The sequence below is a fragment of the Providencia zhijiangensis genome, assembly GCF_030315915.2.
Taxonomy (GTDB): domain Bacteria; phylum Pseudomonadota; class Gammaproteobacteria; order Enterobacterales; family Enterobacteriaceae; genus Providencia; species Providencia zhijiangensis.
In genome coordinates, this window is record NZ_CP135990.1 from 1,667,788 (window position 1) to 1,694,282 (window position 26,495).

The window sequence follows — 26,495 nt, forward strand, 5'->3', positions numbered from 1 at the left end:
TATACAGTAATAACCCAAGTGTAACGTATTACTGCCCGCTCAACATGACTGTTTCAATTTTTTTACGGTTAAATTGGCGATGAAGCGCCCACAAGGTGATAAAACCAATAGTGCCGAGCAAGAACCAAGGAAGCTGAGGTATATTCCATTGATGCCCAATATCGTACATCCAACCGCCACCGGTATAGCCAACTGCACCGCCTAGCGCAAGACCGAGTCGGCTAAAGCCCATATAGCTACCACGGGCGCGAGGGTCGGCAAGGGAGGCGCTCAGGGTTTCACGAGCAGGATCCGCGGTGATAGTGCCTAAATAGAAAATGCCAATCAACACAAACAGTATATTGACCGATGCGGTCATACCAATAGGGAACATGCTCAGGCTCATTAAAAATAGCCCGGCCATCAAACGTTGTTCTAAGCGGAAATGTTTTTCGCTCCAACGGGCAATTGGATAAAGCAGTGTCAGGGAAATTGCCGCTTCAATGGCGTACATCCATTTCACCGCCGTTGGCGTTCCTGCCAATTCGTTAACGGCGATGGGAAACATCAGCATCACTTGTACTGACAGCATAAAGTAGCCAGAAAGCGTAATCACATAGGTCACAAAGCGGGTGTCTTTCAAGACTCGGCGCATCCCATCTCGAATAGGGGCTTTGATGGTGGAAATGCGATAAGCAGGAAGTAACCAAGCATTAAGTAGAGCGGCAATCACGAACACCGCCGCGCCAGCCCAGCAAACATAGTGGAAGTCATACTGTAAAAGCCAGCTACCAATTAATGCCCCAATCACCGCGCCAGCGCTGTCCTGCATAAATAATAATGAATAAAAACGCCCACGCTCATAAGGGCGGGTCAATTTAATCACTAAAGCGGTACGAGGAGGGTCAAACAAGGTACCCCCAAGGGCAGACAATATACAAGAAAGCCATAACACCCAAGGATCATAAGCCAAAGCCATCAACACAAAGCCTGCGGCACGCAACAGCATCCCGATAATAATTAACGGTTTTGCACCAAATCGGTCGGCAATCGCACCCCCAAAAATCCCAAATCCTTGCTGTACAAACTGGCGAAGTCCAAGGGCAAAACCAACCACCACAGCTGCCCAGCCAAGCTGCTCAACAAAGCGAATTGAAATTAAAGGGAAAACCACGAAAAAGCCAAGAACAACCAGCATATTATCGAGTAAAAGGAAATATTTGCCGAGGCTTCTTGCCCGTGATACCTGTGCCATGAAACACCATAAAAAAGTAGTAACGGAAGGAATGATTCTTATTAATAGTATCAGGAGTTTGGCGGGAATGATGGGGTGTTGACCATGATATTTTTTTATCGATAAATCCGTCATATTTCCCATTATAGGGGTGTTGGCTACGTTCGTTCGCCCTCGTCACATACATGTGTATGCTCCAAGGGACTCATTCACTTGCCGCCTACCTCTAATGTGAACTATTTAGGATTTAGGATTTAGGATTGGGGGCATATTTCCCATTATAGGGGTGTTGGCTACGTTCGTTCGTTCGTCCTCGTCACATACTGATGTATGCTCCAAGAGACTCATTTGCTTGCCGCCTACCTCTAATATGAACTATTTAGGATTTAAGGTGGGGGCTGCGCTCGCTAGAGGGTCACAATATTATCAATATGATAATGATACTCATTATGATCTTGATAATTATTATCACTACTGTATATTTCAAGGCTTGTTAATATTTGCAAGGGAAATGAATACGTAACCATTCAATAAATAAGGTTTTTCGAACGAGTTACATCTATGGCATTGCACTTAAATTTACTTTAAATGCATAAATTGAAAAGTATAAAAATATATCCTCATATTTTTTATACGCTATTTCGTCACGTCTATTTAATCATCATTAATTAATGAAGGCATTACTTAAATGATATTTCAAAATAAAAACATAATTAGTTTAATTATTATATGTTCTACAAACACAGCCTTAGCAAATCAAACCAATACCTCGACTCAAAAAGATAAACTTCTCGTCACAGCCAGCAAAATAAAGTCAAATAGCAAGCAAATCGACGCCAATGATATTTCTACCGTAAGAGGAACAACCAATTCAGATATATTTGCTAATAAAACTTCATTACAAGTTAATAATGCACGAAATGAAGCGGGTGCATTAGATATTGGTATTCGGGGGTTGCAAGGGAATGGACGAGTGCCAATTATCATTGATGGCAGTTTGCAATCAACCAATACATGGCGTGGTTACCAAGGAAGTACAGATAGAACTTATGTGGATATGGATTTAATCGATACAATTGAAATCGAAAAAGGGGCTTCTATGAGTAAATTCTCAGGAGGAGCCATCGGAGGTACGGTTAAATTAAAAACATTATCAGCAAACAGCATTATTCCTCAAGGTGACCAATTTGGTTTCTTATTTAAGGGGAATATTTACAATAATAACCGACGCCCAACTATCGCTTCAGATGAAAAAGGAGAATCTGGGTATCGTGTTTCAAATGGCGTTAAAAATTCACATTTTAATAATGGTTCTATCACGACAGGGGTTGCATATCGAAATGATAAATTTGATATATTACTGGCACATAGTGATAGAAAACAAGGGAACTTCTTCGCTGGTAAAAATGGTTATCATAAATACGAAAATACAGATGCTCCTATTAAGCCAGGGCAAGAAGTGGTTAATACTAGTTATGAAAGCCAGTCAACATTATTAAAAACAAATATTTATCTTAACCCATACTCAAGTATTGAATTAAATTACCGCCATCATGAACAAAAAGCGGGTGAGGTTTTAGCGGCGTATTGGTATCAATACGATGGGAAAATGCCACAGTGGTCTTTAGGTACCGCAGATATTGATACTGCCTCTTTAAATTATTCTTATAAACCCGATTCATTATGGGTAGATATGAACTTAGGCCTATGGTGGACAAAAGGGAAATTTAAACAACGTAATGGCACAACGGATGATGTTACCGCTCACTATGGTAATCAATATCAGCACCGTTACACCGATGAGCGAGTGGGCTTTAATTTAGAAAATACGTCTGAGTTTGCAGATTATCCTATCGATATCACTTACGGTGTGGAATATATGCAACAAAAATCAAAGCCATTGACTAAAACCTATCAACCGATTTGGACTCCAGAAGGAACAATACCCGGTGAGGAATTAGACCCTGTAACGCGTAATGCTAAAGGAACGAATAAATCCGTCTTTACCAATATGGCATATCAAGGGGAATGGGTGAGTACTTTAGTCGGGTGGCGTATTCACGCTTTCGATGTTGATGACCATGTTTTAGGTAAAAGTATTAGCTACGGTCCGAAAAATGATTTAATGGGTGAACTGCGTTTTCATGTAACTGACGAATTTGATATTTATACAAAATATTCTGATAGCTATAGAGAACCGAGTTTATTCGAGAGCACTGTATCAGGACAAACCTATTCGTATTCTCCGGATGTTCCATTAAAACCAGAGCATGCTAAATCATTTGAAGTTGGGATGAATATAGAAAAAGAAAATCTTATATTTGATGAAGATAATACTGAATTACGTGTGGCTTATTTTAATAATGATATTAAAGGGTATCTTTCTCAAGGTGTAAACCCAACGGGAGTTTATTCTCCATATGTGGTGATGAAAAACTATGACAGCTTTAAACTCTCAGGTTATGAAATTGAACTGAAATACGATTCTAATTACGCATTTGGTTCATTCGATGCGACTTTTTATAACAATTCTGAGTTATGTTCAAGAGATGAAATGGAGTTAGGTCGTCTCCCAACCGCATGTAATTCTGTTGGGTTTGCTTGGGGGTTATCACCTTCACGGATCCCACCGAAAAAGGTTGTGACCGGAATTGTTGGTGTGAAAATGTTTGATCAAAAACTACAAACAGGTTTACGAGTTCGTTATAACTCTGGCAAAGATTACCCTCATGAGTGGCTAGCGGGAACCGCTGCTGCCCCAGTAACTAAGCTGTACTCAACCACGACATTTGATTTGTTAGGCCAATACCATGTTTCGAAAAATATTCATGTGAATTTTAATATTGATAACCTAACTAACCGCTATGCATTTGACCCAGGAACTGTGATTTATATGCCTATCCCTGGAAGAACGTTTAGGCTTGGTTTGGAAGCGAAATTTTAGTTAATATCGTGATTATTACCTTAGGTTTATATTAGCCTAAGGTAATATGGAATTCTTTGAATTGCCAATAGTGAATTGATTTGTATAACTTTTGTGTTAATCCAGCTGGACGAATAAAGCACGAAATAGGAATACCTAGGGTTTATCTGTAAACATCAATCATGTGTTTTTACGTACACATGAAATAAAACAAAACCAACCGCTCAAAAAATGACTTAATTATAGAGAGAATTGAATTAGTTAAGTGATAAATTTAAGTTATAATTCAAGCATCGAAAGTAAGACTGGTAACACTACTAATTAAGGGCTAACGATGTTTGGTTATCGTTCAAATGAACCCAAAGTGCGTCTAATGACTGACAGAATGATTATCCGTTTAGCCTACGAACGAGATAATTACCGACTTGCAGACTATTACAGCTTAAACAAAGAGTTCCTAACCCCGTGGGAACCCACCCGTGATAGCTCCCATTTTAATCCTTCAGGCTGGAATAATCGCCTACATGCCATGAGCGAAATGCATCGCCAAGGCAGTGCGTTTCATTTCCTTTTATTGGATAAAGATGAAAACGAAGTGATTGGCGTCGCGAATTTTAGCAATATTTTACGCGGCTCATTCCACGCGTGCTATCTGGGCTACTCGCTGGGTGAAAAATGGCAGGGGCAAGGGCTGATGTACGAAGCTTTAACCCAAATTGTTCGTTACATGCAAAAACACCAAGGCATGCATCGCATCATGGCAAACTATATGCCCCATAATATGCGCAGCGGAAGTTTGCTCACTCGCCTTGGTTTTGAACGTGAAGGTTATGCGAAGCAGTATCTCGAAATAAATGGAGAATGGCGCGACCACGTCTTAACGGCCTTAACCGACAATGAATGGAAGTCGACCAAAGCCTAAACATTTACTCTACAATCGTAGTCAGTCTTGCCATCCGCTGTTAAACTGCTGCGATTGTCTTCTTTTAGTCTAGCAATCATGAATTTATTAAAATCTTTAGCGGCAGTCAGCTCGATGACGATGATGTCACGGGTTTTAGGTTTCATTCGTGACGCCATTATTGCCCGTGTATTCGGTGCAGGAGCGGCTTCCGATGCCTTCTTTGTTGCCTTCAAACTCCCTAATTTATTACGTCGAATTTTTGCGGAAGGGGCGTTTTCTCAAGCGTTTGTTCCCATTCTTGCCGAATATAAAAACCAGCAAGGCGAAGAAGCCACGCGCACGTTTGTGGCCTATATTTCGGGAATGCTAACGTTAGCATTAGCGATTGTGACGGTTGTCGGCATGTTTGCTGCGCCGTGGGTCATTTATGTGACGGCGCCGGGTTTTACCACGGATGCAGATAAGTTTGCGCTAACAACAGATTTATTGCGTGTGACGTTCCCCTATATTTTCTTGATCTCATTGGCATCATTAGCGGGTGCGATCCTTAATACGTGGAACCGCTTTTCGGTACCGGCGTTTGCACCGACGCTATTAAACGTCAGTATGATTTTTTTTGCAGCATTTGCTGCGCCGTATTTTGACCCGCCGATTATGTCTCTGGCTTGGGCGGTTCTTGTTGGTGGTGTGCTGCAATTGGGTTACCAATTACCGCATTTAAAGAAAATCGGTATGTTGGTGTTACCGCGTTTATCGTTCCACGATAGCGGCGTTTGGCGAGTGATGAAGATGATGGGCCCGGCAATTATCGGGGTTTCCGTCGCGCAAATTTCATTAATTATTAACACGATTTTCGCCTCGTTCCTGCAATCAGGTTCGGTATCATGGATGTATTATGCAGATCGCTTAATGGAGTTACCTTCGGGGGTGCTTGGCGTCGCGCTGGGTACCATCTTACTGCCATCGCTATCGAAAAGTTTTACTAGCGGAAATCACCAAGAATATCGCCATTTAATGGATTGGGGATTACGCTTATGTTTATTACTGGCGCTACCGTGTGCCGTGGGGCTAGCGATATTATCCGAAGCGTTAACGGTTTCACTTTTCCAATATGACAAATTTACCGCTCATGACTCGTTGATGACCCAGTATGCATTAATGGCGTATTGCGTGGGCTTAACGGGGATGATTTTAGTGAAAATCTTGGCACCAGGCTTCTATTCTCGCCAAGATATTCGTACTCCGGTCAGAATTGCGATAGTCACTTTGATCTTGACTCAGTTAATGAACTTAGCCTTTATTGGACCTCTACAACATGCGGGCTTAGCGCTGTCTATTGGGCTGGCGGCATGTTTTAACGCCGGTGTTCTGTATTGGCAGTTACGCAAGCAAGATATTTTCCAGCCGCTAGCAGGCTGGCGCGGTTTTTTAGTTAAATTGTTTGTTGCCTTGGTGGTGATGGTAGTAGTGCTTTTTGGTGTGTTGCATTTTATGCCACCGTGGCAAGACGGCAATATGCTGATGCGCATGTTACGTTTGATGGGAGTAGTGGTTGTGGGTGCAGGGAGCTATTTTGTGGCGCTGTATGTGTTAGGCTTCCGCCCGCGTGACTTTATGAAGCGCAGTATTGCGTAGTTCTTAATCCCCATCTGTATTAGCTTTACATCGAACAAACTCCCCCCTCAATCGAGGGGGAGTAGACTATTACGGATGATAAGCGCGCTCGCCATGGGTGGTAAGATCCAACCCATCGCACTCTTCTTCTGGGGAAACCCGCAGACCAACTAGCTTATCCGCCAGTTTAAAGGCGATAAATGCTACAACACCTGACCAAACAATGGTGACCACAATACTCTCAAGCTGTACAAAGACTTGGTGGGATAAAGTGACGTTGTCACGATAACCGAGTCCCCCAAACAGCGTCGAGGTAAATACGCCTGTGAGTACGCAACCAACAATACCGCAGGTGCCATGGATACCAAAAACATCGCACACATCATCGGCTTTTAACCAACGCTTTAAGACGACAACACCCCAAAGCCCAATAATTCCCCCGACAATACCAATAACAAGCGCACCAATAGGACCAACAGTACCTGCTGCTGGCGTGATAGCGACTAATCCAGAGATACAACCAGAGCAGCTTCCGAGCATCGAAGGTTTTCCTCGCAATAACCATTCAGTGAATGTCCATGAAAGGATAGCACCAGCTGTTGCAATCACCGTGTTAATAAACGCCAATGCAGCAACATTATTGGCACTGCCTGCGGAACCTGCGTTAAAGCCAAACCACCCAATGTACAGGACTGCGGTACCCATAAAGACCATTGGTAAGTTATGGGGCTTGAGCACCACTTGGCTGTAATCACTGCGTTTACCCAGCAAATAGGCACCGACCAGTGCAGCGACAGCGGCATTAATGTGCACCACGGTGCCGCCTGCAAAATCGAGAGCGCCATCATCGGCCAGCCATCCGCCTTCAGCCCATACCATATGTGCGATAGGCACATAGGAGAAAGTAAACCAAATCACGGTAAAAATCAGGAGTGCAGAGAAACGCACGCGCTCCCCTAGTGCTCCGACAATTAATGCGAGGGTAATAACCGCAAATGAGCCTTGGAAGGCAACATGGATATACCGATTAATGGAACCTGATAAATCGTCGATGGACATCGCGCTTAGAAACGTTAAAGAGCCATCCCCAAAGATTTTATTTCCTGCAGTGAAGGCGAGGCTGTAACCAAAGACAAACCAAAGAATAATCACCACACTAAAAATCAGCATCACTTGGGTGATCAGCGACAACACGTTTTTGCTGCGTAATAATCCGCCATAAAACAGTGCAATGCCGGGGATGGTCATAAAAAATACCAACGCCGTGCAGATCAACATAAAAGCATTATCCGCTTTATCAACGACATTCACTTCCGACGCATAAGCGGGAAGTGCGAAATAACTTAAGGCGAAGAGTGCGGCAGGCAACCATAATCGTCTCATCCTTTATCTCCCTTAGAGTGCGTCATCGCCGGATTCGCTGGTACGAATGCGAACGGCTTGTAGAAGTTCAAAAACAAACAGCTTTCCATCGCCCACTTTCCCCGTATCTGCGGTACGAATAATCGCATCGAGAGCGGGTTCCAGTAGGTCATCACTGATAGCGATTTCCATTTTGGTTTTGGGTAGAAAACTCACTTCATATTCTGCACCACGGTAAAGTTCCGCGTGACCTTTCTGTCTGCCATAACCTTTGACTTCACAGATGGTCATCCCTTGTATTCCTAATTCAGTGAGTGCTTCACGAACATCTTCTAATTTGAACGGTTTAATAATTGCGATGATGTACTTCATAAATCCCCCTGTCTTTTTGAAAAGGCAAAAGAGATAAAGCAAGCATCGTGCCAAATGTTAAATTTTTGTTTTTAGGGTGTAATGGATTGAAATGAGGGAAATAATGAGAGGTTGCTCACCAAATAAGTGCAAACTGACTATCGGTTACAAAAAGTTGCTCAAAAATAGTGCAGACAAGAAGATGAAAAATAGAGAATGGAAGTTGGATAGTAAAAAGCCCACCGAAGTGGGCTTTAAACAAAAGAATAAAACTTACATTCTTTCGACGGTTTCGATACCTAATGTATCCAGACCCGCTTTTAAGGTTTTTTGCGTTAATAAGGCCAGTTTTAAACGGCTTTGACGCTGTGCATCGGTGTCTGCGGACAAAATAGGGCAATGTTCGTAGAAACTAGAGAACAGACCCGCTAAGTCATACAGATACGCACACATAACGTGTGGCGTCCCTTCACGCGCAACCGTTAAGATAGTCTCTTCAAATTGCATTAAACGCGTTGCCAATGCCATTTCGTGTGGTGCTTCTAATACGATTGGCAGCGTTAAATCCGCTTCGGTAATGTCTGCTTTTTTGAAGATAGAGGCAACGCGGGTATAGGCATATTGCATATATGGCGCGGTATTACCTTCAAAAGCTAACATATTGTCCCAATCGAAAATGTAGTCAGTGGTACGGTTTTTAGACAGATCTGCATATTTAACCGCGCCGATACCCACGACATTCGCAAGATTCAGCAATTCCTCTTCTGCCATATCCGGGTTTTTCTCACGGATCAGCGTTTGAGCACGTTCAACGGCTTCATCTAACAGGTCGGACAGACGAACAGTACCGCCTGAACGGGTTTTGAATGGCTTACCATCTTTTCCTAACATCATGCCAAACATATGGTGCTCAAGCGCCATGGATTCTGGGATATAACCCGCTTTACGGACAATAGTCCAAGCTTGCATTAAATGTTGATGCTGGCGGGAGTCGATGTAATACAAGGAGCGATCCGCATGCAAGGTTTCATAACGGTATTTTGCACAGGCGATGTCGGTGGTGGTGTACAGGAAACCGCCATCTTTCTTCTGGACGATAACGCCCATCGGTTCGCCTTCTTTGTTCTTGAATTCATCAAGGAAAACGACGGTTGCGCCTTCACTTTCTACGGCTAAACCTTTGGCTTTCAGGTCGGCAACGATGCCTGGTAGCATGCTGTTATACAGGCTTTCACCCATCACATCGTCTTCCGTTAACGTAACGTTTAAACGGCGATAAGTTTCTTGGTTTTGTTGCATGGTGATATCAACCAGTTTACGCCACATTTTGCGGCAGTATTCATCACCAGATTGTAATTTCACAACGTAACCACGAGCACGAACGGCAAAGTCTTCATCTTCGTCGTAATGTTTTTTCGCTTCGCGGTAGAATTCTTCGAGATCTGAAAGTGCCATGTCGCTAGCATCTTCATTTTGCACTTTTTCTAAGTAAGCAATTAGCATCCCGAATTGTGTGCCCCAGTCGCCCACGTGGTTAGCGCGGATCACTTTGTGACCGATAAATTCTTGGGTACGTGCCGCAGCATCACCAATAATGGTGGAGCGTAAATGACCAACGTGCATCTGTTTCGCAACGTTAGGCGCCGAGTAGTCAATCACGATGGTTTCGGCTTTAACTGGTGCGAGGCCTAAACGGTCGCTGGTCAGCGCGCTTTCTGCGTGAGTTGCAATCCATGTTGGGTCGATAAAAATGTTGATGAAACCGGGACCGGCGATTTCAATTTTTGATGCGATACCTTCGAGATCTAATTGGCTAACAATTTGCTCGGCCAGTTGTCGGGGAGGCAGGCCCATTTTTTTCGCAGCTCCCATCACGCCGTTAGCCTGATAGTCACCAAATTGCGCTTTAGCTGATTGACGAACAAGGGCGTCACAGCCTTCTGGAGCTCCCGCTGCTAGCATTGCAGCACTGATTTTATCTGAAAGAATAGCCTGAATATTCACCGGATTACCTTAAATAACGAACATAGTTACCGCATTGTGCCATTTCATGGGCGTAACTAAAAGGTGGAAGAGAAAAAACGGCAGGTTTTATACCATATTTTGGGGGAGTCGTGCTACAGTCTGGCGCTTGTTTCACTTTTTATTATCTTTGTTTTCTATTTATAGAGTCATGTTAATGCTAGATTTCGATAAAATTCCTCAGTTAAATGATCTATGGTGCGACCTGCCGGACTTTGATCAAAAGGTTGCGGCGATGGCGCACTCTCTCAATCTTTCCTTGACTGATTATATGATTGACCATATTTCCGTACGTTGCCACCATCAGGAAACTGCTGAGCGTTGGCATGACGGCCTATTACAATGCGCTGAATTACTTTCTGATAACCTGATTAACGGTCGCCCAATTCGTCTTTATGATCTGAAAAAGCCCATTCAAATCGCTGGGCAGGATGTCTATATTATTGAGCTCCCTTTTCCTAAAGATAAAACTTATCCTCAAGAGAGCTGGGAACATATTGAAATGGTCATTGAGGTCGCGCCAGAATTATTGGAAGAGACGGCGCGTCGTTTATTACCGGATACGTTACCGGAAGGATACTCCTATAAAGTGAGTCAACCTAAAGGCCAGCAAGAAAGACTGCCAAATCCGACTTTGGCCGTGACAAACGGCTTAATTACTCTCAAATATCACCCATTTTCCCTTAGAAACATCGTTGAAAGCGAAAAATAAGTGATGCAATTAACGTTATTGATCATTATTTAGAGCCAACTCTAAATGGTGTGATATCACGCAGATAACATTTAACAAAAAGTGGCATAGTTAGTTGAATGCCTAATAAAAAGCACGTTTTGACCCTCAATTTTCAGCTCATATTCTACTGAGCTTATGACCATTTTGGAGATCTTCATGGCGAAACTGGAAATTTGCTGTTTTGGTATAGAGTGCGCCGAAGTCGCGCAAGAATATGGTGCAAATCGCATTGAGCTCTGTTCGGGGGCAGCAGATGGGGGGCTAACACCAAGCTACGGCTATTTAAAACTGGCGAGAGAGAAACTTCATATTCCTGTTCATCCCATTATTCGTCCTCGTGGTGGTGATTTTTGCTATAACGTGAGTGAATTTGATGTGATCCGTGAGGATTTACAGATGATCAAGGAGATGGGGTTTCCTGGCGCAGTGGTGGGGATCTTAGATACAGAAGGGCGCATTGATATCGAACGGATGCAGACCTTAATGGAAATTGCGAATGGAATGGAGATTACTTTCCATCGTGCTTTTGATATGTGTATCAATCCGTTACTGGCATTAGAGCAACTTAAAAACCTTGGGGTGGCACGTATTTTAACATCCGGTCAGCAACAAAGTGCTGAATTAGGTTTACCACTACTGAAAGAGTTGCACGAAAAAAGCCGTGAAATGAATGGTCCAATCATTATGGCTGGCGCGGGGGTTCGGTTGGCGAATATGACCAAGTTTATGGAAATTGGTCTAACGGAAGTGCACAGCTCCGCAGGGAAAACCGTTCCTTCCAGTATGAATTACCGCAAAGCGGGTGTAACCATGGCTTCAAACAGTGAAACCGATGAGTTCACACACTACTGTGTTGATGGGCCAACGGTGGAAGCGATGATGGACTTTATTTCTATAACGGAAAAAGTGCCTGCATAAATCATAAATTCGGAATAGGACTGACTGAATTTACGATAGGGAGAGTTAAGATAGGGAGGCTAAATACCTCCCTGAGGTTGAAGACAAAGAGGGATAAAAGCGTGGTTTTTCCCTCTTTGTGTTATCAGGCGAAAATCAATGAATTGATTTTCCTTGTTAATTTTACAACCCCAAAAGAGCCATTTCCAAACCTGATAGGTTTGTCAATGGTCTAAGGGAGGTTAAATACCTCCCTTTGTTTTTAGATTTTTGAACTGAGTAAAAACTAAAAACCGCTGAATGAATTTTAAGGAAAAAATCATGCTGAAAAAAATTGTCTTAACTTCATCACTTTTGCTCATCACAACTTCCTCGTTTGCTTTTTCATTAGCTGAAAAAGAGAAGCACCAAAAGTATGAAACGGAAGTTTCCTCTCAAATCTCTGCATTAAATAAAACCTGTGGGTCAGACATTAAAGCGAACTTTGATTGGGCAACCTTTTCAAAAGAGCAACTCGAAACCATTGGTATCGATGGTTATAGCAAAGAGATGCTCAAGGGAATAGCCAATGTCTGTGAACACTCTGAACTCGCAAAACAGTCAGTCGGTGAGAAAATCAAAAACATTACCTATTCCTATACCAAGCCTAGAGCGATTGAGTTAAAAGATGGCACGCTATCATTAGGCATGGACTTTGATTCGGCTAATGACGCAAAAGCGGTTGAAGAGTATTTAATGAATAATTTGTAGTCGTTATTTTTGTGGCACAAAAATAAAAACCCCCGTGAGTTGTCGATAAACTTTTGGGGGTTTTGTTATGTACGGCCGGTGAGAATTGTCGCCTGACAAGATTACGGTTTTTTCGCCACTAAAATCGCACGTAGAGGGGCTGGATACCCTTCGATGGTTTTGGTTTGATCATTAGGGTCTAAAAATTCTGCTAATGAATCCGTTGGCATCCACTCTGTACGGCGCTGTTCGTCTAACGAAGTCACGGCTTGGTCAACAATGCGTACGTCGACAAAACCACATTTCTCTAACCACACTTTGAGCATTTTGGCGGAAGGAATAAAGTAAACGTTGCGCATTTGTGCATAGCGATCGCCGGGGATCAGGCATTGGAATTCATCACCTTCAATCACCAAACTTTCCAACACTAACTCACCTTCACTGACGAGTTGGTCTTTTAACTGCCATAAATGGTCGAGTGGGGAGCGACGATGATACAGAACGCCCATAGAGAATACGGTATCAAAGGCTTTTAATGCTGGCAGTTGTTCGATACCGAGCGGCAGTAAATGTGCGCGTTGGTCATCACCTAACAGTTTTCTAACGGCTTCAAATTGGCATAAAAACAGTTCGGTAGGATCGATACCGACGACAAACTCCGCTTCTTCGCCCAGCATACGCCACATGTGGTAGCCACTTCCGCAGCCTACATCTAATACATGGCGGCCTTTTAATGGGGAAATATGTGGCAGAACGCGATCCCATTTCCAATCTGAACGCCATTCGGTATCGATATTGACGCCATATAGGGAAAATGGCCCTTTACGCCATGGTTTCAACTGCCCTAAGATATTGTTTAAACGGCGAGTTTCGCCTTCGGTTAATTCTGGGTCGCGCGTCGCAGTAACGCTATTTTTAATATCTAACTGGGTCGGCGTCATCACTGGCAGGTTATCTAACATTTTCTCCCATGAAGAGAACCCACCGTGTAGACCTTCTTTTTTCCATGCCACCAGTTGAGCGGGCAGGGTTTCTAACCAATGGCTAAGAGGGCCAACGGCAATTTGTTGATAAAAACGACCGAAATCGATCATTACTGCCCCTCTTTTAATGCTAATAATGAACCGAAGTTAAAACATTGGAACCAGACTTCACAATGTGTGAATCCGACGCGTTTTAAGCGAGCTTTATGCGCTTCAACAGAGTCGGTGAGCATGACATTTTCGAGCATGCTGCGTTTTTGGCTGATTTCGAGTTCGCTATACCCGTTGGCGCGTTTGAAATCATGGTGCATGTTAAATAACAACTCACCAATTTGCTTATCTTCAAAATTAAATTTCTCAGATAACACTAAAATGCCACCGGGTAGTAACCCTTGGTAAATTTTAGTGAGCAATTTTTCGCGGTCATCGGGATTTAAAAACTGCAATGTGAAGTTAAGGATAACCATGGACGCGTTTTCAATATGAATATCGCGAATATCTCCTTCGATAACCTCGACAGGCGTTTGTGCTTTATACGCATCAATATGACGGCGGCAGCGTTCGACCATAGCGGGTGAATTATCGACAGAAATGATTTTACAGTTTTCTACTGAAATATTTCGACGAACAGACAGGGTGGCGGCACCAAGGGAACAACCCAGATCATAGACTTGACTATTTGGTGTCACAAAACGACCCGCTAGCATCCCAATCATGGTGATGATATTGGAGTAACCCGGTACGGAACGTTGGATCATATCGGGGAAAACTTCAGCCACTTTTTCATCAAACTTCCAGTCACCTAAATTGGCGATCGGCGCGGAGAAAAGGCTGTCTTTATGGTTTGGATCCTGACTTGACATAGACTTGTATTAATTAGCAGAACAAAAGTAGTGGCGGATTGTAGCAGAAAGGCATATGACCTGAAAACAACATAACCTGAAAAACAATCCGCACAGAAGCTAAGGAAATTAAAAGGAGAACGACACCATTTGTACCCAAGGTAGGTAATAGGCATTGGCGATGACCATCAAGGCGAGAGCCAGATAAGTCCCCATCATTCCCATTCGACGTTGTGAATAGTCATGGTTTTTTAAACCGTAAGAGTGGAGCATGCGGCTTGCAATCAGCAGAATGCCACAAACATGGATCATCCAAACTTTGGCGCCATTCATTTCCATTAACAGTAATAAAATTAATGAAATTGGAATGTACTCGATGGCATTGCCATGCACACGGATAGCGGTTTGCAATTCAGAAAACCCACCATCGCCAACAGACACACGGTACTGATTTCTTAGCTTTACGACATGGAGTGATAATCTCAGTATCAGTAAGGCTCCTAGTACAGCGTATAAAGAACTGACCATTTTTTACTCTACCTCTATGGAGATAAATTAAATTTTCTAAATTTTAAAACCTAATCAGTAAATCTACAAATAGAAATATATCGCTATTGATAATTCATTTTTGAATTACTTAATGAGATTATCCGCTTTGAGCTGTGCCAAGACAGCAATCGCAGTGATAGAGCAGCGGTCTGCATCATTGGAATCTAGCCACGCTAATTCAGCAATTTCAGCCGCGGGTTGAGGGATGCCGTCATAATCGGCTTGGTAGCAACGGATACAAACCTGAGTGCCATCTTGTTTGCCATCAGCCAATCCGGTGAATTCTCCGTAGAAACGGATGGATTCAGGGTGCAAGGTTAATGTGAGTTCTTCATCGATTTCGCGAGAAAGCGCCTGTTGGTCAGTTTCACCTTGTTCACGTTTCCCGCCAGGAATATAAAATAAGGTTTTATTATGGGAACGTACCATGGCAACTTTGCTATTATGGATGGTAATTAAACCTAATTTATCAATAATTTTAGTGCTCATTTTTAGCCTTAACGCGTTGTCGTTTGTCGTGACTCACAGAAAAGAGCAGGTGATTTTACACCTGCACCGACATTATTTTTTCTCGATAACTTTGACTAACTCATAACGGATGCTTGGGGCATCAGCGGGTGGGTTAGGCACATCAAACTGTTGCACCTCTAGCACGTAGTTATAGCCCGGTTCATAGCTGAATCCTTGAATGGATGAGTAAAAATATTGCCAATCATCAGTTGGCTTTTCTTTAACTTTCATGCATTTCATCGGTGCAACGCCGACACAGTCAGCCAGAGAGGAGTCGATATAAAAGATTTTATTGTTGCTGTTGGTGGGCTTCATCGTATTGGTATTATTTCCGTTTTGGCATCCTGCAAGCAGAACAAGAAGGGATGATGCGAGTAGAATTTTTTTCATAAAGGTTCCTCTAGTTTCAGGCAAAAGTGTCTGAATATGAGTAATTATAGCAAAATGAAACGGGTAATTATTCCCAAAAAAATTATGATCTAACAAACAATCAGATTTTAATCATCAATTAGATGAGCAACTTTTCTTAGATTAGTTACGATCGTTTTGATAGATAAGAACCATTTTTATTGATTGGAGATGGTTTTTTTGTATCAATTTCGCAGTTAAGCTGTATAGCAAACTGTTTGTCTAACAGAATTTCCTATATAATGTCTGCCTTTTTTGACATTCTGAATTTTCAGCTAAATGCCAAATTCCCGCAGCAAGCAAAAGCACAACAAGCTGAGTAAAAGGATAGAGTATGCGTACTAATTATTGTGGGCAATTAAATATCGCTCATGAAGGCCAGAAGGTCACTCTTTGTGGATGGGTAAACCGCCGTCGTGACTTAGGTGGTTTGATTTTTATCGATATGCGTGATCGTGAAGGTATCGTTCAAGTTTTCTTCGATCCAGAGCGTAAAGACATATTTGAGAAAGCGTCAGAACTGCGTAACGAGTTCTGCATCCAAATCACAGGTACGGTACGTGCGCGTCCAGATAGCCAGAAAAACAAAGATATGGCAACGGGTGAAATTGAAATCTTTGCTGAAGGTCTGGAAGTCTTTAACAAATCTGAACCTCTGCCGTTAGACAGCAATCAAACCAACACGGAAGAGCGTCGTTTAAAATACCGCTATTTAGATTTACGCCGTCCGGAGATGTCAGACCGTCTGCGTACTCGCGCGAAAATCACCAGCTTTGTTCGTAACTTTATGGACAAAGAAGGCTTTATGGACGTTGAAACGCCAATGCTAACTAAAGCGACGCCAGAAGGGGCGCGTGACTACTTAGTACCAAGCCGTGTTCATAAAGGCAAATTCTACGCATTGCCACAATCCCCTCAGCTATTCAAACAGCTGCTGATGATGTCTGGTTTTGACCGTTATTATCAAATCGTAAAATGCTTCCGTGACGAAGATTTACGTGCTGACCGTCAACCAGAATTTACCCAAATCGATGTGGAAACCTCGTTCATGAGCGCGGAACAAGTTCGCGAAGTGATGGAGCGTATGATCCGCAACCTGTGGCTTGACGTGAAAGGTGTTGATTTAGGTGATTTCCCAATCATGACCTTCGCAGAAGCGATGCGTCGTTACGGTTCAGATAAACCAGACCTGCGTAACCCAATGGAACTGGTTGATGTTGCTGATATCGTTAAAGATGTTGAATTTGCAGTATTTGCGGGCCCAGCAAATGATCCTAAAGGTCGTGTTGCAGCCCTGAAAGTGCCAGGCGGCGCAGCAATGACCCGTAAACAAATTGACGAATACGGCAATTTTGTGGGCATCTATGGTGCGAAAGGCTTAGCGTGGATGAAAATCAACGAACGCGCGAAAGGCTTAGAAGGCATTCAAAGCCCAGTTGCGAAATTCCTAAGCTTAGAAATTATCGAACAAATTATTGAACGTACTGGCGCAGCCGATGGCGATATTATCCTGTTTGGTGCGGGTGCGAAAAATGTGGTGACTGACTCCATGGGCGCATTACGCCTGAAAGTGGGTCGTGACTTCGAATTGACCAACTTAAATAGCTGGCAGCCACTGTGGGTTATCGATTTCCCAATGTTTGAAGAAAATGGCGAAGGCGGCTTAACCGCAATGCACCACCCATTTACTTCACCGAAAGATTTCACACCGGAAGATCTGGCGAAGAACCCTGAAGATGCTGTTGCGAATGCCTACGATATGGTTATCAATGGTTACGAAGTGGGTGGCGGTTCTGTCCGTATTCACCGTAGTGAAATGCAACAAACCGTATTCGGTATTTTAGGTATCAATGAAGAAGAACAGCGTGAGAAGTTCGGCTTCCTGTTAGATGCACTGAAATATGGTACGCCACCACATGCAGGTTTGGCATTTGGTTTAGACCGCTTAGTGATGCTGTTAACTGGAACTGATAACATCCGTGATGTTATTGCCTTCCCGAAAACGACTGCAGCGGCATGTTTAATGACCAATGCGCCAAGCTATGCAAACCCAGATTCGCTGACTGAGTTAGCAATTGCAGTTGTGGCGAAAGAAGAAGAGTAATGAAAAGTTATAAGCGCCCAGAATCGGTATTAGTCATTATGGTGGCTGAAAACACGGGGCGGGTGCTTATGATGCGGCGTAAAGATGATCCAGACTTCTGGCAATCAGTGACCGGAAGTTTGGAACTTCATGAAAACAGTGCTGCGGATGCAGCGCTTCGCGAAATCAAAGAAGAGACGGGGTTTAACCCGCAACCAAGTCAGTTACATGATTTGTCGAAAAGTATCATCTTTGAAATTTTCTCGCATTTCAGACATCGTTACGCACCGGATGTAACCCACTGTAAAGAACATTGGTTTAAATTGGTTCTGAGTGATGAACAAACGCCATTACTGACTGAACACACTGAGTTTTGTTGGCTTGAACCGCAAAAGGCGGCTGAACTGACAAAATCGTGGAGCAACAGCCAGGCTATTTTAGAATTTGCTGTTTAATTATTTTATTGACGTTTTTGGAGATATTTCATGGCAGGTCATAGTAAATGGGCCAACACCAAACACCGTAAAGCGGCGCAAGACGCAAAACGCGGTAAGATTTTCACTAAAATTATTCGTGAGCTGGTCACTGCAGCGCGTTTAGGCGGCGGCGATGTCGCAACTAACCCACGTTTGCGTGCTGCTGTGGATAAAGCATTATCAAACAACATGACCCGCGACACATTAAACCGTGCGATTGCGCGTGGTGTGGGTAATGATGAAAACGATAATATGGAAACCATCATTTATGAAGGTTACGGTCCTGGCGGCACAGCGGTTATGGTTGAATGTTTAAGTGACAACCGTAACCGTACCGTATCCGAAGTTCGCCACGCGTTTACTAAAACGGGCGGTAACTTAGGGACTGATGGTTCTGTATCTTACCTGTTCACCAAACGTGGCGTGATCACTTACGCACCGGGCGTGGACGAAGATGCACTGATGGAAGCAGCACTGGAAGCTGGTGCTGACGACGTTGAAACTTACGATGATGGTGCAATAGATGTTTACACCACCTTTGAAACGTTTGGTGCTGTTAAAGACGCACTAGATGCTGCTGGTTTCACTAGCGAAGCCGCTGAAGTTTCTATGATCCCATCGATTACGGCAGAACTTGATGTTGAAACAGCACCAAAATTAATGCGCCTGATCGACATGTTAGAAGATTCAGACGACGTACAGGAAGTTTATCATAACGGTGATATCTCTGATGAGGTTGCTGAGCAACTGTAATTAAGACGATATCTGCGTAGAGAAAGCGGGCTGTGTCCAGCCTGTTTTCTCTAACGCCTCTCCGATCTTCACCTTTTCTTTTATTTGCTATATTTATGATGGCAGGAATGCTATTTACACTGAAATTGCGGTGGAAACCGTGATATTCCCTTGTTGCCATTGTGGCAGTCATTAGATGGGGATAAGATGATATGAAAATTAATAAAGGGCAACTATAGGTTTTATATGGCGATTATTCTGGGTATTGACCCTGGTTCACGGATCACAGGATACGGTGTTATTCGCCAACAAGGTAGGCAATTACTCTATCTCGGAAGTGGGTGTATTCGCACTCAAGTTGATGATTTACCAAGCCGTCTGCAGCGTATTTATGCGGGAGTCTCGGAAATTATCACCCAGTACCAACCTGATGTTTTATCCATTGAACAAGTCTTTATGGCGAAGAATGCGGACTCAGCACTAAAGTTGGGGCAGGCACGTGGTGTGGCGATTGTCGCGGCAGCAAACCAAAATATTCCCGTTTTTGAATATGCGGCTCGCCAAGTCAAACAAACCGTTGTGGGAACGGGCGCGGCAGAAAAAAGCCAAGTTCAACATATGGTGAAATCTATCCTAAAATTATCGGCTAGCCCCCAAGCGGATGCCGCAGATGCGCTGGCAATTGCTATCACGCATTGTCATTTTAATCAAAACCTACTGAAAGTGGGGGATCCGCGTTTAGTGTTAACCCGCGGAAGATTAAGATGAAAGCTGGATATGCATCCAGCATTTTTTGTGGTATAAACTGCAGAGTCAAAATTTAAGACGCTAATCAAATTAAAGGGGTTCAGTGTGATAGGTCGTTTACGTGGCATCGTGTTAGAAAAGCAACCACCCATTGTGTTACTTGAGCTACAAGGTGTTGGCTATGAAGTTCATATGCCAATGACCTGTTTCTATGAATTACCTGAAATTGGCCAAGAAGCCATAGTTTTTACCCACTTTGTAGTGCGAGAAGACGCGCAATTGCTGTATGGCTTCAATGACAAGCAAGAACGTGCACTATTTAAAGAGCTGATTAAAGTTAATGGTGTCGGCCCTAAACTGGCACTCGCGATTTTATCGGGTATGTCCGCTCAGCAATTTGTGTCTGCCATTGAGCAAGAAGCGATTTCCTCTCTGGTGAAACTACCGGGTATTGGCAAGAAAACTGCCGAGCGTTTAGTGGTCGAAATGAAAGACCGCTTCAAAGGCTTGAATGGGGATCTTTTCAACTCAGTGAGCGATATTGATTTACCAAGCGTGAAGAGCCAAGGGCCAAGCCAAGCAGATATTGAAGCCGAAGCAGCTGCTGCCTTGATTGCGCTGGGATATAAACCGCAAGAAGCTAGCCGTATGGTGAGTAAAGTCGCGAAACCTGATAGCGATTCTGAAACCCTGATCCGTGATGCCTTACGCGCAGCACTTTAATTGAGAGATTAATACGATGATTGAAGCTGATCGCCTAATTACTGCTGAAGTGTTGCATTCTGAAGAAGAAGCCATTGATCGCGCGATCCGCCCTAAATTACTGGATGAGTATATTGGGCAGCCGCAAGTTAAGCATCAAATGGAAATATTTATTCAGGCAGCCAAAATGCGGGGTGATGCGCTTGATCATCTATTAATTTTTGGGCCTCCAGGGTTAGGAAAAACCACATTAGCGGGTATTGTCGCCAATGAGCTTGGCGTTAATTTGCGGACAACGTCAGGGCCTGTATTAGAAAAAGCAGGGGATTTGGCAGCCATGCTGACTAACCTTGAACCTCACGATGTCCTGTTTATTGATGAAATTCATCGCCTTTCGCCAGTAGTTGAAGAAATTTTGTATCCTGCCATGGAAGATTACCAATTGGATATTATGATTGGTGAAGGCCCTGCGGCACGTTCCATTAAAATCGATTTACCGCCATTCACGTTAATTGGCGCTACTACGCGGGCTGGTTCCTTAACTTCTCCACTGCGTGACCGCTTTGGGATCGTACAGCGCTTAGAATTTTACCAAGTTGATGATTTGCAACATATCGTGAAGCGTAGTGCTCAGTATATGGGACTGGATATCACCGAAGAAGGGGCATTGCAGGTCGCGATGCGCTCTCGAGGTACGCCTCGGATCACTAACCGCTTATTACGTCGTGTGCGTGACTTTGCTCAAGTGAAAGGCAATGGCAGTATTGATGAGTTGATTGCGAGCCAAGCGCTGGATATGTTGAATGTGGATGCGGCAGGCTTTGACTATCTTGACCGTAAACTGCTGGTGGCCATCATCGATAAGTTTATGGGGGGGCCGGTGGGTGTTGATAACCTTGCCGCTGCGATTGGCGAGGAACGCGAGACCATCGAAGATGTGCTTGAACCTTATCTTATTCAGCAAGGGTTTATCCAGCGAACGCCAAGAGGGCGTATGGCAACGGCCCACGCTTATTCTCATTTTGGATTAACGCCGAAAGAAGTCTAGCTTTTAAACGTTTGATTGATATATATGCGTATTATTTAAATAATATCATACGTATTTCAAATGAAATGAACCCAGCAATTTAGCCACAATTACTGGGTTTTTTTTGTATCTATATTTCACTAAATTGCGAAATTATCATTACTTATTCAGCGGAATGGTATTGAGAATATATATAGTAAATTTTAAAAACACAGACAATGATAATGATTTTTATTACCATGTGGTGTTTTTTCGTATATTAGGATAGGTCACATGAATAAATCTTCTTACACATTTGCGCTCACAGTACTCTTATTTGCGACGGTTGTTTCTGGTTGCACAAAAAATACCAAAGCTATTACCAATAAGGAAACCATTGAAAGTTGTTCTCGATATCTACCTGAGGGATCAACATATTGGGTGAGTATCGAGGGTGAAATTGACTTGAACAAGAAATTTCATGGGGACTTAAACGTGAATGTTCCAAAAGATAAGTTAAATGATCCAAAATATTCAGATGAAGGATTTAAACTAAAAGTTAATCAATTTATGGATTGTGTCGGTGGATTCATAAACGATAGTGTCGGTGATGTAGAAACCCCCGCGAATAATGATAAAGAGAATGCTAAATAATACGTATTATTGAATTTTATTGGAACCCGCATAAAGCGGGTTTTCTATTTTTTTTACCTAGATACGGTTTTATTCAGGCATTTTTTATACAACTAGTTTTTCGTTTTTACGCACAAACTTAGAATAAATAAAATGGCAGAAGTTAGTACAACGGATGGGCCTGCAGGAGTATCGTAAAATGCTGATAGGGTTAATCCGCCAGTAACGGAAACCATGCCAATACCAATGGCTGTGAGCGCCATTTGTTCTGGTGTTTTTGCAAAACGTCGAGCAGTAGCAGCGGGAATGATCAGCAAAGAGGTAATGATCAGCGCACCAACAAATTTCATTGCTATCCCGATAGTTAACGCTGTGACCATCATCAACAATAAGCGAGAGCGTTGGAGATTAATTCCATCCACAAAAGCTAGCTCTGAGCTAACTGTCATCGATAAAAGCGCCCGCCATCGATAAAAAAGCAACCCACAAACGACAACCACGCCAATTAAAATCGTTATAATATCTTCGTATGTTACTGATAACAAATCGCCAAATAAGTAAGCCATTAGGTCAACGCGGACATTTGCCATTAGGCTGACAACAACCAGCCCTAAAGAGAGAGAGCTGTGAGCCATAATGCCGAGTAACGTATCCACGGCGAGTTGAGGACGTTTTTCCAGCCACACGAGGATCAGGGCCAATAATAAAGTCACTGCGATCACGGCGTAAAAGGGATTAATGTTTAGTAGCAAACCGAAGGCAACACCTAGCAAAGATGCGTGGGCGAGGGTGTCCCCAAAATAGGACATACGGCGCCAAACCACAAAGGAACCTAAAGGGCCTGCAGCAATCGCGAGTAACATACCTGCAATCCACCCAGGTAGCAGTAACTCAATCATGGTGGCAATCCTTGCTATGTTGGTGGGATGAGATCACATTACCTTCTAAGTCATGTTGGTGATTGTGTTGATGACGGTAAACACCTAGTTGCTGTGCGCCTCGATAGCCAAACATAGCGACAAATTCTGGGTGGTTAGAGACAACATCCGGGGTACCAGAGCAACAAATATGCCCGTTGATACATAAAACTTGGTCCGTTTTTGCCATCACTAAATGCAGGTCGTGAGAGACCATGAGAACCGCGCAACCGAGTTCAGTTCTCAATTGATTGATTAAGTCATACAACGCAACTTGACCATTAATATCGACGCCTTGAGCGGGTTCATCGAGAACCAACAAATCAGGTTTATTGAGTAATGCACGCGCAAGCAGAACGCGCTGGGTTTCACCACCCGAGAGTTTCTGCATTGGCTGATCAATAAGATGCGTGGCTTTAACCCGTTCGAGAGCGGGTAATAAATGTTCCGTGCGGACACCTTGCTTTAACATCATAAACCGCTTCACGGTTAGAGGTAGGGTGGTATCTAAATGCAGTTTTTGTGGAACATAGCCAATAGAGAGTGACGAGGCTCTTTTGATAGTGCCTGATGTGGGCGCTAATAGCCCCAATACCACGCGAACAATCGTGGATTTACCAGCACCATTAGGCCCCAATAACGTCACGATATCACCTTTGTTAAGTGCAAAAGTGACATCCTTTAATACGGGTTTATCGCCAAATGAGACTGAGATTTTATTTAAAGATAGTAGTGGTTGCATATGAAAACATCTTGCAGAAATCAAGTTGTGTTATATTATAACATTTCAATTTTAAGATCACGGAAAATGTTCATGATACACAAATCGAAACTTATTACCCGTAAATTCATCTGCAAAGCTACGTTAGCCTCAGTTTTAACCGCATCAATGTTACCAATGGCCAACGCTGATGTCGTTACATCGATTCGACCTTTAGCCTTCATTGCTGCGGGGATCGCTGATGGTGTCACTGATACACAAGTTTTACTTCCAGATGGTGCTTCGCCACATGATTATGCACTGAAACCATCGGATTTAAAAAAGATAAAACAGGCTGATTTATTTGTTTGGGTTGGACCTGAATTAGAAATGTTTTTAGATAAGCCAATCAACGTGTTAGACCAGAATAAACGTCTGGCATTGGCTGAGCAGAAAAATATTCATAACTTATTAATGGCCGAAAACCACGAGGAGGAAGATAGCCATCAACATGCCGATGAACCTAATCATGATGCGGATCACGAACATCATCACCATGGTGAGTATAATATGCACATCTGGTTGTCTCCAGATATTGCAAATTTGGCAGCCGATGATATTTACGCGCGTTTAGTAGAGCTTTATCCTGATCAGAAAGATAAGCTGGACGTAAACCTTCGTAAATTCAAAGAAAACATGGCGCAAAACAATAAGAAAATTGCTAGTATTTTAAAGCCGGCTCAAAATAAAGGGTATTTTGTTTTTCACGATGCTTATGGCTACTTTGAAAAACACTATCAGCTCGCTCCATTAGGGCATTTTACGATAAACCCTGAGATTCAGCCCGGTGCCCAAAAATTGCATCAAATACGAACACAACTGGTTGAGCATAAAGCGCAATGCGTTTTTGCTGAGCCACAATTCAGACCTGCGGTTATTGAAAGCGTAGCGAAAAATACGGGAGTCAAGATGGGTACTCTCGACCCACTCGGTAGTGGGCTGGCAATTGGACCAGATAGCTACATGAAGTTTCTGACTCAATTATCAGAACAATACGCAAGCTGCCTGAATTAAGCATAGAGGAATAGTTTAAAGTGCAGCAAATGGCAAGTGGTATTGTGCAGGCATTTAACGGCTTGTCCAAGACCCATAAAATTGTGTTGAGCACGCTCACCGTCGCTACCATGGCCGTCGCGATTTGGCGGCCTGTACATATCCCCACCACGTATGAAAGTGACAGTTCTCCTGATACCGTCATTCCTTTTTCTCAATCTGCAATTGAGGCAGAAGGTGATGATTTAATTCAAGATAGTAGCGAACAGTTACCCGATGAAGGCGTTGCAGACAGCGACACCGATGCATCAGATGCGGATGGTACACCGCTCGCACATGAATATGTTGTCTCAAGTGGCGATAATTTATCGTCTATTTTGACCCAGTTTGGTATTGAAGCTGGTGATGTTGCGACACTTTCAAACCAACATAAATCATTACGTAATTTAAAAATCGGTCAAACCCTTAGCTGGACATTGAATACGGACGGCGAATTAGAGTCCTTAACATGGGATGTTTCTCGCCGTGAAACGCGTATCTTCAAACGTGTTGGGGCAACCAACAAATTTGAAGAAGTGAAAGAGATCCGTAAAGGCGATTGGACAAACAGCGTGATGACCGGTTCTATCGACGGAACGTTTGCTCAAAGCACAAAGAAAGCGGGCTTGACTCGTACAGAAGGCCGTGAAGTTACCAAAGCATTACAGTGGCAGGTGGACTTTAACAAGCTGAAAAAAGGCGATAAGTTTACCGTTTTAATGGGCCGCGAGATGCTCAATGGGACTCATGAACAGAGTCAACTAGTTGGTGTGCGTTTACAGTCTGGTGGTAAAAATTACTACGCTTTCCGTGCTGAAGATGGTCGTTATTATGACAGTGAAGGTAATGGTTTAGAACGCGGTTTCTTGCGTTTTCCAACGGTTAAGCAGTTCAGAGTTTCATCGCACTTCAATCCACGTCGTGTTAACCCGGTAACGGGGCGAGTTGCACCACATAAAGGGGTCGACTTCTCAATGCCAGTGGGTACGCCGGTATTAGCGGTTGGTGATGGCGAAGTGATTGTGGCGAAATACAGCGGTGCAGCAGGAAACTTTATTGCTATTCGCCATGGTCGCCAATACACCACGCGTTATATGCATTTACGTCAATTGCTGGTGAAACCAGGGCAAAAAGTGAAGCGTGGTGATCGCATTGCATTATCAGGTAATACTGGACGTTCTACAGGGCCTCATCTTCATTTCGAAATGTGGGTTAACCAGCAAGCCGTCAACCCATTGACTGCGAAATTACCAAGCTCAGGTGGTTTAACAGGTAAAGAACGTAAAGAGTACTTAGAGCTGGTTAAAGAGACTAAACCTCAGCTTAAATTGAAATAACCATTTCAGTTTCTTCATCCAATAACTGGC

General features: G+C 43.3%; 26 protein-coding genes. 15 read left to right on the forward strand and 11 right to left on the reverse strand.

All coding sequences use genetic code 11. From position 1 onward, the window contains the following. Positions 1-28 precede the first annotated feature (28 nt). Positions 29-1,234 carry a multidrug efflux MFS transporter MdtH gene (mdtH, locus tag QS795_RS07635; RefSeq protein WP_154603921.1) on the reverse strand — a complete coding sequence of 402 codons (1,206 nt, stop codon included), beginning with the start codon at positions 1,232-1,234 and terminating at the stop codon, positions 29-31. Between the two features lie 667 nt (positions 1,235-1,901). On the opposite strand from mdtH, the gene QS795_RS07640 reads away from it, so the two are divergent. The 3 genes from QS795_RS07640 (at position 1,902) to murJ (ending at position 6,675) form a co-directional block, all read left to right on the forward strand. Continuing rightward, a complete protein-coding gene (locus tag QS795_RS07640; protein WP_286271887.1) occupies positions 1,902-4,157 on the forward strand; it encodes a TonB-dependent receptor domain-containing protein in 2,256 nt (751 codons plus the stop codon). A 313-nt stretch (positions 4,158-4,470) separates the two neighbouring features. Then, positions 4,471-5,058 carry a ribosomal protein S5-alanine N-acetyltransferase gene (gene rimJ, locus QS795_RS07645; RefSeq protein WP_154603918.1) on the forward strand — a complete coding sequence of 196 codons (588 nt, stop codon included), beginning with the start codon at positions 4,471-4,473 and terminating at the stop codon, positions 5,056-5,058. Between the two features lie 78 nt (positions 5,059-5,136). After that, positions 5,137-6,675 carry a murein biosynthesis integral membrane protein MurJ gene (gene murJ / locus QS795_RS07650; RefSeq protein WP_286271889.1) on the forward strand — a complete coding sequence of 513 codons (1,539 nt, stop codon included), beginning with the start codon at positions 5,137-5,139 and terminating at the stop codon, positions 6,673-6,675. Positions 6,676-6,744: 69 nt separating this feature from the next. On the opposite strand, the gene amtB is transcribed toward murJ, so the two are convergent. From amtB to argS, 3 genes are all read right to left on the reverse strand, one after another. After that, the gene (gene amtB / locus QS795_RS07655) at positions 6,745-8,037 is read right to left on the reverse strand and encodes an ammonium transporter AmtB (protein WP_286271891.1); all 1,293 of its coding nucleotides are present in this window, start codon (positions 8,035-8,037) and stop codon (positions 6,745-6,747) included. Between the two features lie 12 nt (positions 8,038-8,049). After that, positions 8,050-8,388, reverse strand: a complete 339-nt coding sequence (locus tag QS795_RS07660; RefSeq protein WP_036954549.1) for a P-II family nitrogen regulator — start codon at positions 8,386-8,388, stop codon at positions 8,050-8,052. 252 nt (positions 8,389-8,640) lie between these two features. Next, positions 8,641-10,371 carry an arginine--tRNA ligase gene (gene argS / locus QS795_RS07665; RefSeq protein WP_286271894.1) on the reverse strand — a complete coding sequence of 577 codons (1,731 nt, stop codon included), beginning with the start codon at positions 10,369-10,371 and terminating at the stop codon, positions 8,641-8,643. Between the two features lie 175 nt (positions 10,372-10,546). Here argS and QS795_RS07670 point away from each other — a divergent pair, with 175 nt between their 5' ends. The 3 genes from QS795_RS07670 (at position 10,547) to QS795_RS07680 (ending at position 12,769) form a co-directional block, all read left to right on the forward strand. Next, a complete protein-coding gene (locus QS795_RS07670; protein WP_286271896.1) occupies positions 10,547-11,101 on the forward strand; it encodes a VOC family protein in 555 nt (184 codons plus the stop codon). 177 nt (positions 11,102-11,278) lie between these two features. Continuing rightward, positions 11,279-12,040, forward strand: coding sequence for a copper homeostasis protein CutC (gene cutC, locus QS795_RS07675; protein ID WP_154603911.1), 762 nt, complete (start codon positions 11,279-11,281; stop codon positions 12,038-12,040). 300 nt (positions 12,041-12,340) lie between these two features. Then, on the forward strand, positions 12,341-12,769 hold the full coding sequence (locus tag QS795_RS07680) for a hypothetical protein (protein ID WP_286271898.1): 429 nt from the start codon (positions 12,341-12,343) through the stop codon (positions 12,767-12,769). 101 nt (positions 12,770-12,870) lie between these two features. Here the strand turns inward: QS795_RS07680 and cmoB are convergent, their stop codons facing one another. From cmoB to QS795_RS07705, 5 genes are all read right to left on the reverse strand, one after another. Continuing rightward, entirely contained in the window at positions 12,871-13,842 is a 972-nt protein-coding gene (cmoB, locus tag QS795_RS07685; protein WP_286271900.1) for a tRNA 5-methoxyuridine(34)/uridine 5-oxyacetic acid(34) synthase CmoB, read from the reverse strand. Further along, a complete protein-coding gene (cmoA, locus tag QS795_RS07690; protein ID WP_036948300.1) occupies positions 13,842-14,594 on the reverse strand; it encodes a carboxy-S-adenosyl-L-methionine synthase CmoA in 753 nt (250 codons plus the stop codon). Before cmoA ends, cmoB begins: the two co-directional genes overlap by 1 nt. 108 nt (positions 14,595-14,702) lie before the next feature. Continuing rightward, positions 14,703-15,101 (reverse strand): MAPEG family protein, encoded by a 399-nt coding sequence (locus QS795_RS07695; protein ID WP_154638207.1) that lies wholly within the window; start codon positions 15,099-15,101, stop codon positions 14,703-14,705. Positions 15,102-15,206: 105 nt separating this feature from the next. Further along, positions 15,207-15,611 carry an NUDIX hydrolase gene (locus tag QS795_RS07700; protein WP_154638206.1) on the reverse strand — a complete coding sequence of 135 codons (405 nt, stop codon included), beginning with the start codon at positions 15,609-15,611 and terminating at the stop codon, positions 15,207-15,209. Positions 15,612-15,683: 72 nt separating this feature from the next. Continuing rightward, entirely contained in the window at positions 15,684-16,022 is a 339-nt protein-coding gene (locus QS795_RS07705; RefSeq protein ID WP_036948292.1) for a DUF4377 domain-containing protein, read from the reverse strand. A 352-nt stretch (positions 16,023-16,374) separates the two neighbouring features. Between QS795_RS07705 and aspS the strand changes: the two genes are divergently transcribed. The 7 genes from aspS (at position 16,375) to QS795_RS07740 (ending at position 22,440) form a co-directional block, all read left to right on the forward strand. Further along, positions 16,375-18,144 (forward strand): aspartate--tRNA ligase, encoded by a 1,770-nt coding sequence (gene aspS / locus QS795_RS07710; protein ID WP_154603906.1) that lies wholly within the window; start codon positions 16,375-16,377, stop codon positions 18,142-18,144. Further along, positions 18,144-18,578 carry a dihydroneopterin triphosphate diphosphatase gene (nudB, locus tag QS795_RS07715; protein ID WP_154603905.1) on the forward strand — a complete coding sequence of 145 codons (435 nt, stop codon included), beginning with the start codon at positions 18,144-18,146 and terminating at the stop codon, positions 18,576-18,578. Before aspS ends, nudB begins: the two co-directional genes overlap by 1 nt. 30 nt (positions 18,579-18,608) lie before the next feature. After that, positions 18,609-19,352: a YebC/PmpR family DNA-binding transcriptional regulator gene (locus QS795_RS07720; RefSeq protein WP_154603904.1), complete on the forward strand. Its 744-nt coding sequence runs from the start codon at positions 18,609-18,611 to the stop codon at positions 19,350-19,352. A gap of 225 nt (positions 19,353-19,577) precedes the next feature. Beyond that, entirely contained in the window at positions 19,578-20,099 is a 522-nt protein-coding gene (ruvC, locus tag QS795_RS07725; protein ID WP_036948281.1) for a crossover junction endodeoxyribonuclease RuvC, read from the forward strand. Positions 20,100-20,183: 84 nt separating this feature from the next. Then, complete coding sequence (gene ruvA / locus QS795_RS07730) at positions 20,184-20,801, forward strand: Holliday junction branch migration protein RuvA (protein ID WP_006659946.1); 618 nt, start codon at positions 20,184-20,186, stop codon at positions 20,799-20,801. A gap of 16 nt (positions 20,802-20,817) precedes the next feature. After that, positions 20,818-21,828 (forward strand): Holliday junction branch migration DNA helicase RuvB, encoded by a 1,011-nt coding sequence (ruvB, locus tag QS795_RS07735; protein WP_036948275.1) that lies wholly within the window; start codon positions 20,818-20,820, stop codon positions 21,826-21,828. Between the two features lie 252 nt (positions 21,829-22,080). Beyond that, positions 22,081-22,440, forward strand: coding sequence for a hypothetical protein (locus tag QS795_RS07740; protein WP_286271906.1), 360 nt, complete (start codon positions 22,081-22,083; stop codon positions 22,438-22,440). A 92-nt stretch (positions 22,441-22,532) separates the two neighbouring features. Here the strand turns inward: QS795_RS07740 and znuB are convergent, their stop codons facing one another. Then, complete coding sequence (znuB, locus tag QS795_RS07745; RefSeq protein ID WP_036948270.1) at positions 22,533-23,318, reverse strand: zinc ABC transporter permease subunit ZnuB; 786 nt, start codon at positions 23,316-23,318, stop codon at positions 22,533-22,535. Next, entirely contained in the window at positions 23,311-24,078 is a 768-nt protein-coding gene (znuC, locus tag QS795_RS07750) for a zinc ABC transporter ATP-binding protein ZnuC (RefSeq protein ID WP_318627125.1), read from the reverse strand. Before znuC ends, znuB begins: the two co-directional genes overlap by 8 nt. A 72-nt stretch (positions 24,079-24,150) precedes the next feature. Here znuC and znuA point away from each other — a divergent pair, with 72 nt between their 5' ends. Together znuA and mepM are read left to right on the forward strand one after the other, a co-directional pair. Then, a complete protein-coding gene (gene znuA / locus QS795_RS07755; RefSeq protein WP_286271909.1) occupies positions 24,151-25,110 on the forward strand; it encodes a zinc ABC transporter substrate-binding protein ZnuA in 960 nt (319 codons plus the stop codon). Between the two features lie 29 nt (positions 25,111-25,139). After that, positions 25,140-26,465 carry a murein DD-endopeptidase MepM gene (gene mepM / locus QS795_RS07760; protein ID WP_154603901.1) on the forward strand — a complete coding sequence of 442 codons (1,326 nt, stop codon included), beginning with the start codon at positions 25,140-25,142 and terminating at the stop codon, positions 26,463-26,465. The last annotated feature ends 30 nt before the right edge of the window (positions 26,466-26,495 follow it).